The following is a 448-nucleotide window of genomic DNA, read 5'->3' as shown; positions in this document are numbered from 1 at the left end:
TGGTTCGAGCCATTCATGGTATGATGGACGAACCGCGAGCTTAGCAGCAGACCTCGGATATGTTTTCCGATTTCACTTTCATCAGCCATCAAGTCGTCGATTGTCCTGTAGGCAGCTACGCGTGCACGAACGGCGGCCGATGTAATGCCTCTGCGTGCCCTCATCTGGTTTGCGATTTCCACAATCCGCTCGATCTCACTCATGATAGCCCATGGCGCGAGGAAGGAATCCCGATCTCCTGTTTTAAGAGTCAATAGAACTGGTGTGCCGAAGATTTCGCTGAGGCATGGTCCACCCTGCGATCCTGCTTGCGAAGTCAGACGATCGAGATCTTCCCAGCGCCGAAGCCATAATGCGACGAACAGTTCAGGCGACTTCGACAGGATCGCGTCCAAGTAGCCGACGAATTCGAAAACGCCGAACCCCCAAAGCTGGCGCTGGATATGGT

The 448-nt window shown here is 54.0% G+C and carries 1 protein-coding gene; it reads right to left on the bottom strand.

Going from position 1 to position 448, the window contains the following annotated elements:
- Nucleotides 1-448: hypothetical protein (locus tag A3736_RS17435; protein WP_197465505.1), on the bottom strand; the 448-nt coding region annotated here is incomplete at both ends.

It is taken from the genome of Erythrobacter sp. HI0063 (assembly GCF_001635685.1).
Taxonomy (GTDB): domain Bacteria; phylum Pseudomonadota; class Alphaproteobacteria; order Sphingomonadales; family Sphingomonadaceae; genus Qipengyuania.
Note: the sequence above shows the minus strand (reverse complement) of the source record. Positions and strands in the feature narration are given on the sequence as shown.